Origin of the sequence: Pseudomonas sp. 22072, from assembly GCF_052046095.1 — a bacterium.
GTDB classification, from domain to species: domain Bacteria; phylum Pseudomonadota; class Gammaproteobacteria; order Pseudomonadales; family Pseudomonadaceae; genus Aquipseudomonas; species Aquipseudomonas paracarnis.
On the sequence record NZ_JBQEQE010000010.1, the window covers coordinates 159,242 to 169,330 of the forward strand.

Sequence of the window (10,089 nt, forward strand, 5' to 3'; positions counted from 1 at the left end):
GATGCTTATGACGACCGCTGGTTATCGTGGCTGACCGGCTCCCAATACAAAGTGCCAAACAGATAGTCCATCAATGGCAGCACGATGTTGAAATTACGCCCCTGCATCAGCTCGCGACGGTGATGCAGGGCATGCAGGCGGTGCATCTGGCGAATCCATGGCAGGCGTGCCACCGGGTGTTCGGCAGGCAGGTGTTCGCAGGCATGGAACACTTCGTAGAGCAGGTAGCCAAGGATCATGCAGCCTGCAAACAACCCGGCAACGTTGGGGCTCAGTTGGCTGAGCAGCCACCAGGCGGGAAGGGTGATGGCCAGGCTGTGCAGCATGATCAGCCAGGCTGGAAACAGGATGACGCGCCAGTCCCGAGGGCTGTCGTAGGTCATGTGGCCGGGGGTGAAGAAGCTGTGGTGATCGCCGGTGTGGCGTGCGTAAAACAGCCGGGCGAATGCATGTTTGTGATGGCCCAGGTGGCGGTGCACGAGGTAGATGCACAGGTTGAAGAACAGCAGGGTCAGGGGCACGGTCAGCCACTGCAGGGCGGTGATATCGGCGGTGGAGGACCAGGCCAGCGTGATGCAGGCGATGCCGTAGCCAAGCACGAATGCGGCGTGCAGCCAGGGGTTGTAACGCGGGTTGACGCTTGCGCGGTAACGGTCGCGGAAAGTCTCGGTCGGGTGGGGCATGGCCGGCTGCTCGCTGTGTTTTTATTTGAGGCTGAGCTTAGTTGGCGTAAGCGGATGTGCGAGTTTTTACTGACCACCTCATCCCCCCTGTAGGAGCGAGCTTGCTCGCGAAAAATGTCAACGATAACGCGGGCTTCTGAATAAACGCGGCGCCTGTGAGTTTTTCGCGAGCAAGCTCGCTCCTACAACCGGAGGGCAAGCCAGCTCCCACGTTTTTGCCCGAGACCGACCAGTGGAGGCTTGCACAGGTCTGAATTACTTGTTAGTTTCTGGCAAAATGTTAACGATAACATTTGCTCTAAAAATAAAAACAAAACAGAGACCCACGCCATGAAAATGCTCCCGAAAACCCTGTGTTTACTGGTCGCCAGCATCACCCTGGGCAGCGCGACCCCCGCGTTTGCCGACGCTGCCAAGCCCATCCGCATCGGCGCCTCGTTCCAGGAAATCAACAACCCCTATTTCGTCACCATGAAAAACGCCCTGGAAGAAGCCGGCGCGACCATCGGTGCCAAGTTGATCATCACCGACGCCCGCCACGACGTGTCCAAGCAGGTCAGTGATGTCGAAGACATGCTGCAAAAGGGCATCGACATCCTGCTGATCAACCCCACTGATTCCGTCGGTGTGCAATCGGCTGTCAAGTCGGCCCATGCTGCCGGTGTCGTAGTGGTGGCGGTGGATGCCCAGGCAGATGGCCCGTTGGATTCGTTCGTGGGCTCGAAGAACTTCGACGCCGGTTTCCAGGCCTGTGAGTACCTGGCTAAAACCATCGGTGACAAAGGCAATATCGCTATCCTTGACGGCATCGCCGTGGTGCCGATCCTCGAACGTGTGCGCGGCTGCAAGGAGGCGGTGGCCAAGCACCCGGACATCAAGATTGTCAGCATCCAGAACGGCAAACAGGAACGCGATCAGGCCCTCACCGTCACCGAAAACATGTTGCAGGCCCAGCCTACCCTCAAGGGCATTTTCAGCGTGAATGACAATGGCTCTCTCGGCGCGCTGTCGGCCATCGAAGCCAGCGGCATGGACGTGAAGCTGGTCAGCGTCGACGGTGCGCCGGAAGCGATCAAGGCGATCCAGAAACCCGGCAGCCATTTCATTGCCACCTCGGCCCAATACCCCCGCGACCAGATCCGCCTCGCCCTGGGCATCGCCCTGGCCAAGAAGTGGGGCGCCCAAGTACCGGCCAGCGTGCCGGTGGACATCACCCTGATCGACCAGGCCAAGGCCAAGGACTTCAGCTGGTAACCCCCCCAGGCCCCGCGTAGTTCGTGGGGCCCAGGTCTTCCTTCTGAGTGCGAGGTCGGCGGTATGAGCAGTCTTCTGAAGCTGGAAAACATCTGTAAGCGTTACCCGGGGGTGCAGGCCCTCAAGGCCATCAACCTGCAAGTGGAGCGCGGCGAAATCCACGCCTTGCTCGGGGAAAATGGCGCGGGCAAATCCACCCTGATGAAGATTCTGGGCGGTGTCGAACATCAGGACGAAGGGCAAATTTTTATCGACGGGCAGGCCCGAAAATTTGCGACCTATCGGGATGCGATTGCCGCCGGGATTGGCATTGTGTTCCAGGAATTCAGCCTGATTCCCTACCTCACGGCGGTAGAAAATATCTTCCTCGGCCATGAGCTGAGCAACCGCTTCGGCCTGTTGCGCAAGCGCGAAATGGCCGAGGCGGCGCAGGCGTTGTTCGAGCGCCTCGGGGTCAGCATCGATCTGCACTGCGCGGTCAAGCACCTGAGCGTGGCCGAGCAGCAGTTTGTCGAAATCGCCAAGGCCCTGGCTTTGGACGCACGCCTGCTGGTGCTCGATGAGCCGACCGCGACACTGACTCCCAGTGAGGCCGAGTTGCTGTTCGACATCATGCGCGAACTCAAGCGCCAGGGCGTGGCGGTGATTTTTATCTCGCACCACCTGGAAGAGATTTTCCAGGTCTGCGACCGCATCAGCGTGCTTCGCGACGGCGGCAATGCGGGCGTCACCGAGGTGGCCGACAGCGACATCGACCGCCTGGTCGAGATGATGGTCGGCCGCCGCCTGGAGTGCAGTTTTCCGCCTAAACCCACTACCGCACGCGGCCCGTTGCTGCTGGAGGTCAAGGATATCCAGCTGGTGCGCAACGGCCCCCACAACCGTTTCAATGTGCACAAGGGCGAGATCCTGGGCTTCGCCGGCCTGGTGGGCTCGGGCCGCACCGAGCTGGCCCTGGGCATGATGGGCGCGCTGCCCACGGTGAGCAAAGACGTGTGGCTGCGCGGAGAAAAAGTCAGCCTCGATGACCCGGCCCAAGCCCTGGCCCACGGCATCGGCCTGCTTCCCGAAAGCCGCAAGAGCGAAGGGCTGATCACCGCCTTCAGCATTCGCGAAAATATCTCGCTGAACAATTTGCCCAAGTATCAGCACGCCTCGGGCCTGATCGACAAGGCTCGCGAGTGCGCCAGCGTCGAAGCGCTGATGCGCCAGCTGTCGATCAAGGCACCCAGTGGCGAAAGCCTTGTGGTGAACCTCAGCGGCGGCAACCAGCAAAAAGTCGTGATCGCCCGCTGGATCAACCACCACTGCGACGTGCTGGTGTTCGACGAACCCACACGCGGTATCGACGTGGGTGCCAAGGCGCAGATCTACGCGTTGATGCGCAGCCTCACCGAACAGGGCTACGCGATCATCATGATTTCCTCCGAGCTGCCCGAAGTCATCGGCATGTGCGACCGCGTCGCCGTGTTCCACAAGGGCGCCATCGTCAAGGTACTGGAAGCGTCCGCCGTCAATCCTCAAGAGGTCATGCGCCATGCAACAGGGGGCTCAAGTGAATACGTCCATTAACACCGCCGGCACCGGCCGCTTGCGCCTGAACCTGGCGCGGCTGCTGCGTTCGCCGGCGTTTTATCCCTTTGTCGGGCTGGTGGTGGTGACCCTGGTGATGATCCTCGCCAGTGACACCTTCCTCACTGCCAGCAATCTCTCCAACATCGCCCGCCAGGTGTCGATCAACGCAATCATCGCGGTGGGCATGACCTGCGTGATTCTCACCGGTGGCATCGACTTGTCGGTGGGGCCGGTGATGGCGTTGTCCGGCACCTTGACCGCCGGGCTGATGGTCGCCGGGTTGCCGCCGGGCCTGGCGATTGGCGCCGGGCTGCTGGTGGGCGTGGCCTTCGGCATCGGCAACGGGCTGTTCGTGGCGTACCTGCATATGCCGCCGATCATCGTCACCCTGGCGACCATGGGTATCGCCCGCGGGTTCGGGCTGATGTACACCGACGGCTACCCGATTTCCGGCTTGCCAGAGTGGTTCGCGTTCTTCGGTCGCGCCAGTGTGTTTGGCCTGCAGGTGCCGATCCTGATCATGCTGATCACCTACCTGGCGGCCTATGTGCTGCTGCAACACACTCGCATCGGCCGCTACATCTACGCCATCGGCGGCAATGAAGAAGCGGTGCGCTTGTCCGGGGTGCGAGCGGCGCGTTTCAAGCTGCTGGTGTACGGCATCAGCGGCTTCACCGCCGCGATTGCCGGGCTGGTGCTCACCTCGCGCTTGATGAGCGGCCAGCCGAATGCCGGCGTGTCGTTCGAGCTGGATGCGATTGCCGCCGTGGTACTGGGTGGTGCGTCGATTGCCGGCGGCCGCGGAGTGATCATCGGCACCTTGCTCGGCGCCATGCTGCTGGGCGTGTTGAACAACGGTTTGAACATGCTTGGCGTGTCGCCCTACGTCCAGAGCGTGATCAAGGGCGGGATCATCTTGCTGGCGATTTTCATCAGCCGTCAGCGCCATCGTTAATACCTCACTACACAGGACCGAACACATGGACAAGCACACTCACATGCAAGCCGTCGTCTGCCACGGCCCGAAAGACTACCGCCTGGAGCGCATCAGCAAACCCCAGGCGCGTGCCAATGAGCTGGTGATCCGTATCGCCGCCTGCGGCATCTGCGCCAGTGACTGCAAGTGCCACTCGGGCGCTGCGATGTTCTGGGGCGGCGACAACCCCTGGGTCAAGGCGCCGGTAGTACCGGGCCACGAATTTTTCGGCTACGTGGTCGAAGCCGGCGAGGGCGCCGAGGAGCACTTTGAGGTCAAGGTCGGTGACAAGGTCATCGCCGAACAGATCGTGCCGTGTGGCAAGTGCCGCTTCTGCAAATCGGGCAAATACTGGATGTGCGAAGTGCACAACATCTTCGGCTTCCAGCGCGAAGTGGCCGAAGGCGGCATGGCCCAATACATGCGCATTCCCAAGACCGCCATCGTGCACAAGATCCCTGAGTCGGTGTCCCTGGAAGACTCGGCGCTGGTGGAGCCGATGGCCTGCTCGATCCATACCGTCAACCGTGGCGATATCCAGCTTGACGACGTGGTGGTGATTGCCGGCGCGGGCACTTTGGGCCTGTGCATGGTCCAGGTCGCCGCGCTGAAGACCCCGAAAAAACTGGTGGTGATCGACATGGTCGACGAGCGCCTGGAACTGGCGAAAAAGTTCGGCGCCGATGTGGTGATCAACCCCGCCCGTGACAACGCTCGCGAGATCATCAACGGGCTGACGGACAACTACGGCTGTGACGTCTATATCGAAACCACCGGCGTACCGGCCGGCGTCACCCAGGGCCTGGACCTGATCCGCAAGCTCGGACGCTTTGTCGAGTTCAGCGTGTTTGGCGCCGAGACCAGTGTGGACTGGTCGATCATCGGCGACCGCAAGGAGCTCGACGTGCGCGGCGCGCACCTGGGCCCGTATTGCTACCCCATCGCCATCGACCTGTTCGAGCGTGGCCTGGTCACCTCCCAAGGCATCGTCACCCATGATTTCCCGCTGGACGACTGGGCCGAGGCGTTTGAACTGGCCAATTCGACCAAGTCGATCAAGGTGCTGTTGAAGCCGGTGCTCTGAGATGGACTACGTCATCGGTGTAGACATTGGCACCCAGAGCACCAAGGCGCTGCTGGTGGATGCCCAAGGCACGATCATCGCCCAGCATAGCCAAGGCTACCGGGTGGACACCCCGAAAGTGCGCTGGGCCGAGCAGTGGCCGCAGGTGTGGCTGGATGCTGTCGAAACGTGCGTGGCCCAGTGCATGGCCAAGGCCGGGGTACCGGCGCCGCAGGTCAAGGCGCTGTGCATCAGCAGTTTGTACGGTGGTTCGGGCATTGCCGTGGATGCGCAGATGACGCCGCTGCACCCGTGCCTGATCTGGATGGACCGCCGCGCCGGCGAGCAGGTGGCCTGGGTGCGTGAGCATGTGGACCTGGAGCGCTTGTTCGCCATCACCGGCAATTCGGTGGACAGCTACTACGGCTTCACCAAGATGCTCTGGCTCAAGCAGCACCAGCCTCAGGTGTGGGCGAATACCCGTTACCTGTTGCCGCCCAACAGCTACATCAATTGGTGCCTGACCGGCGAGTTGGCGGTGGACCACAGCAGCGCCGGGAATATCGGCGGTGTCTACGACGTGGCGGCGCGCAACTGGTCAGGCGAGATGCTGGAGGCGTTGGGTATCGCGCAGTCGATGATGCCCGAGCGGTTGCTGTATTCCGGCGAGGTGGTGGGTGGTTTGCTTGCAGACTGGGCCGCACGCCTGGGCTTGCAGGCGGGCACGCCGATCCTCGCTGGGGGCGTGGACGCGGCCATGGCGACCCTGGCGGCGGGTGTCACTCAGCCAGGCAATCATGTGGCGATGATCGGCACCAGCATGTGCTGGGGCTATCTGAACCAGCAGGTGGATGCACGTCACGGTTTGGTGAGCATGCCCCACGTCTACAACGGCCACCGCGACCTGTACATCTTCGGCGGTGCGATCACCGCCGGGGCCTCGGTCAGCTGGTTTCGCGAGCAGTTCTGCCAGGCCGAAGAACAGCAGGCCCAGGCCACGGGGCAAGACAGCCTGGCGCTGCTCGAGCAGAGCGCGATGAAGATTCCGGCAGGCAGCGAAGGCGTGGTGTTTTTGCCTTACTTGATGGGCGAGCGCAGCCCGGTGTGGGATGACCGCGCCAGCGGCAGTTTTGTCGGGCTCAACCTCTACCACAGTCGCTTTCACCTGTACCGCGCGGTGCTGGAGGGCGTGAGTTTTGCCCTGCGCCACAATATCGAAGCGGGCAGCCAGGGCGCGCATTCCCTGGACCCGCGCTTGATTGTGGTGGGCGGGGCGAGCCATTCGGACCTGTGGATGCAGATCATCGCCGACGTCACACGCTACCCGGTGTACACGATCGTGCAGGAGGTAGAAGCAGCCCTGGGCGCGGCGTTGTTGGCGGCGCATACGATGGGGTTGGTGAGTGATGGGCAGATGGACACGGGTTGGGTGCAGTTGCAATTGCGGGCGCAGCCCAAGCGGGAGAATGTCATGACCTATGACCGGGCGTTTGCCGAGTACCTGAAGCTGTATCCGGCCCTGAAACCGGTCATGCACAACCTGCAAGCCACCTGATTCAACACCGTCCAAAACTGTGGGAGCTGGCTTGCCTGCGATAGCGGTGTATCAGCACNAAGGAGACTGACACTCCGCTATCGCAGGCAAGCCAGCTCCCACAGTGGGTCTTCATTGGTTTTGAGATCTTTATTTATGTCTACCACCTTCGACTTTTCGTACCAGCGCATCCTCGTCACCGGCGCCAGCAGCGGCATCGGTCGCGAAATTGCCCAGCAACTGATCGCCAGCGGCGCCGAAGTCTTCGCTCTCGGTCGCGATGCCCAGGCGTTGGCGGCATTGGGGTGCCGCACCTTGTGCGTGGATATCGCTGACAGCATCGCCCTCGACAAAACCCTGCAAGATTTGCCGCCTCTGCACGGCCTGGTCAACTGCGCCGGTATCTCACGCCTGGAGCCCGCCGCTGCCATCAGCGCCAACGCCTTCGACCAGGTAATGCATGTCAACGCCCGCGCCGCTGCGCAAGTGGCCAGCCGGGTCGCGGCAAAGATGATCGAGGCGAACATGGCCGGCAGCATCGTCAACGTCTCCAGCCAGGCGTCGTTGGTGGCGCTGGATGATCACCTGAGCTACTGCGCCTCCAAGGCTGCACTGGATGCGATCACCCGCGTGCAATGCGCCGAGTGGGGCCGTTTTGGCATACGCGTCAACAGCGTCAACCCCACCGTGACCTTGACGCCCATGGCGACCATGGCCTGGTCCGACCCGGCCAAGCGCGACCCGGCGCTGGCAGCGATTCCGTTGGGGCGTTTTGCGCAACCGGCGGAAGTGGCGCTGCCGGTGCTGTTTTTGCTAAGCGACGCGGCCAGCATGATCAGTGGCGTGAGCCTGCCTGTGGACGGCGGCTACACCAGCCGCTAGCCGTTTTCCAACTGCCCGGCGATGACCACTTTGTCCCGTGGCTTGTGCGGGTCTTGCAGGCGATCAAGCAGCAGGCGCACCGCACTGCTGCCGGCCAGGGACGCGTCGTGGGCCACGCAGGCAATCGGCACGCCAAAGATATCGGCGAAGGGCAGGCGGTCGATGCCGCAGATGGTCAGGCTGTCATGGGCGATGTTATGCATACGCAACGCACGCAGGGCGCCCAGGGTGATCAACTGGTTGAAACCCATGATCGCGTCCGGTGCCGAGTGTGCGGCCAGGTAATCGAGGGTATGCAGGTAAGCCGGCATCAGCGTGTAGTCGCCCGCTTGCACCTCGACCTGAATGTCGGGGTGTGCGGCCAGCACTTCCCGCAGGCCTTTGAGGCGTTCCACGCTGATACGCGAGTGCTCGGGGCCGGTCAGCACCAGCAGGCGCTTGAGGTTCGGGGTTTGGCGTAACAGGTAGTGCGCGGCTTGCAGGCCGCTGTGGTAGTTGTCGAGCACCACGCGGCTGAACGGGCTGTCGTGGATCGTGCGATCGAGCAGCACCACCGGGGTCTTGCCGTTGCCCAGGCGCTCCAGATAGTCGGGCTGGTAGCTCGGCTCGTCGGAGACCGGCGACAGGATGATCCCCGCCACGCGATAGCCCAGCAGGGTATCGACTGCCTTGCTTTCGAGTTCTTCCAGCTCATCGGTGTCCACCAGCATGATGGTGTAGCCGTGCTTTTTCGCCTCGCGGGAAATCGCCTTGATCATCTCGCTGTAGAACGGGTTGTCTACCGATGCGGTGATGACCCCGATGATCAGGCTTTCACTGCGCTTGAGCCCGCGGGCGAAGGCGTTGGGCACGTAGTCCAGCTCGCGTGCCACTTCCAGGATGCGCGCCAGGGTGGCGGGTTTGACCAGGTCGGGTTTGCTCAAAGCGCGGGACACCGTAATGGTGGTCATGCCGACCCGTTTGGCAATGTCGCTGATGGTGACGGACTTTTTCTTGTTCATCGGTAAGACTGCGAGAGTAAACACCAGCAGGCTAGCATGTGCGCAAGCGTAGAGTGATTCAAATCAGCGGATCCCAGCGTTGCGACCAGTCGCCTTCGGCCTTCACCACTTCGCGCAGCAGTTCCAAAGCCTGCTGCAACACCGCTGAATCTCGCGCCCGCGAATACACCAGGTAGGTCGGAAAGCTGAATTCCGGCGCCTTGGGCACGCGCTGCATGACGCCGCTGTCCAGGTAGCTCTGCACCACCCGCGTGCGGAAGTAGCCAGCCCCGCCATTCTCCAGGATGTACTGCAACGCCAGCGGCCCCAGGTTGAAACTCAGTGCGGCACGCGCACGGTCGGGCAGGGCGGCGTCGTGTTGCTGGCGAAAACCCTGGCCCCAGTCGATATACACGTAAGGCGAGGGTTTGCTCGCCAGTTGCACCAGAATCAGTTTTTCTTCCAGCACCTGCTCCACCTGCAAGCCCGGCCAGTATTGCGGCTGGAACACCAAGGCGGCATCTAGCACACCCAGCTCCAGTTGGCGCAGCAGGTATTCGCCTTCACGCACTTCGGTGCGCAAGGCGTGCCCCGGTATCTGCTCGCGCAGCGCCTTGGCCCAGCCGAGCATCAACGGGTTGCACAGGCTGACCTCCCCGCCGATATGCAGCACATTGCGATAGCCGTCCGGCAATGGCAGGTCACGGCGGGCGGCTTCCCAGGTTTGCAGCAACTGGTTGGCGTACACCACGAACGCCTCGCCGTCGGCGGTCAGTCGCGCACCGGCACGGTTGCGCACGAACAGCGTGCAGCCGAGCTGGTTCTCGAGGTTTTTGACACGAGCGGTGATGGCGGTCTGGGTGACGTGCAGTTTCTCGGCCGCCGCGGCCAGGCTGCCGCAGCGGGTGATTTCGAGGAAGGTGCGTGCCAGTTCGATGTCCATGAAGCCCCCGGGGATGAATGGGGGACAGTGTAAAGGAATGCGGTCAAACCTGTGGGAGCGGGCTTGCTCGCGAAGGCGGCCTGGCAGTCAACACAGTTGGATGGTGTACATATCCATTGCTGCGGTAACGGCCACTTAGGGTTCCGCCCTGACGGCGGCTCACTTTCGAAAAGCGCGAAAGTAAGCAAAGCGCTCTTGC

General features: G+C 62.1%; 9 protein-coding genes. 6 read left to right on the top strand and 3 right to left on the bottom strand.

Going from position 1 to position 10,089, the window contains the following annotated elements:
* Positions 1 to 5: 5 nt before the first annotated feature.
* Complete coding sequence (locus ACTJLA_RS13240; RefSeq protein ID WP_236456203.1) at positions 6 to 683, bottom strand: sterol desaturase family protein; 678 nt, start codon at positions 681 to 683, stop codon at positions 6 to 8.
* A 330-nt stretch (positions 684 to 1,013) separates the two neighbouring features.
* On the opposite strand from ACTJLA_RS13240, the gene ACTJLA_RS13245 reads away from it, so the two are divergent.
* The 6 genes from ACTJLA_RS13245 (at position 1,014) to ACTJLA_RS13270 (ending at position 7,967) form a co-directional block, all read left to right on the top strand.
* Complete coding sequence (locus tag ACTJLA_RS13245) at positions 1,014 to 1,937, top strand: substrate-binding domain-containing protein (RefSeq protein WP_057974980.1); 924 nt, start codon at positions 1,014 to 1,016, stop codon at positions 1,935 to 1,937.
* 63 nt (positions 1,938 to 2,000) lie between these two features.
* Complete coding sequence (locus ACTJLA_RS13250; protein WP_200583106.1) at positions 2,001 to 3,509, top strand: sugar ABC transporter ATP-binding protein; 1,509 nt, start codon at positions 2,001 to 2,003, stop codon at positions 3,507 to 3,509.
* Entirely contained in the window at positions 3,475 to 4,467 is a 993-nt protein-coding gene (locus ACTJLA_RS13255; RefSeq protein ID WP_054897444.1) for an ABC transporter permease, read from the top strand. The genes ACTJLA_RS13250 and ACTJLA_RS13255 overlap by 35 nt, the downstream gene beginning before the upstream one ends.
* Positions 4,468 to 4,492: 25 nt before the next feature.
* On the top strand, positions 4,493 to 5,572 hold the full coding sequence (locus ACTJLA_RS13260; RefSeq protein ID WP_314550369.1) for an alcohol dehydrogenase catalytic domain-containing protein: 1,080 nt from the start codon (positions 4,493 to 4,495) through the stop codon (positions 5,570 to 5,572).
* A gap of 1 nt (position 5,573) precedes the next feature.
* Positions 5,574 to 7,106, top strand: coding sequence for an FGGY-family carbohydrate kinase (locus ACTJLA_RS13265; protein ID WP_054917455.1), 1,533 nt, complete (start codon positions 5,574 to 5,576; stop codon positions 7,104 to 7,106).
* Between the two features lie 135 nt (positions 7,107 to 7,241).
* Positions 7,242 to 7,967, top strand: coding sequence for an SDR family oxidoreductase (locus ACTJLA_RS13270; protein WP_314550366.1), 726 nt, complete (start codon positions 7,242 to 7,244; stop codon positions 7,965 to 7,967).
* Here the strand turns inward: ACTJLA_RS13270 and ACTJLA_RS13275 are convergent.
* Together ACTJLA_RS13275 and ACTJLA_RS13280 are read right to left on the bottom strand one after the other, a co-directional pair.
* Positions 7,964 to 8,968, bottom strand: coding sequence for a LacI family DNA-binding transcriptional regulator (locus ACTJLA_RS13275; protein ID WP_034128167.1), 1,005 nt, complete (start codon positions 8,966 to 8,968; stop codon positions 7,964 to 7,966). The two genes, ACTJLA_RS13270 and ACTJLA_RS13275, sit on opposite strands and share 4 nt — an antisense overlap.
* A 58-nt stretch (positions 8,969 to 9,026) precedes the next feature.
* The gene (locus ACTJLA_RS13280; protein ID WP_073526797.1) at positions 9,027 to 9,890 is read right to left on the bottom strand and encodes a LysR family transcriptional regulator; all 864 of its coding nucleotides are present in this window, start codon (positions 9,888 to 9,890) and stop codon (positions 9,027 to 9,029) included.
* Positions 9,891 to 10,089 lie beyond the last annotated feature (199 nt).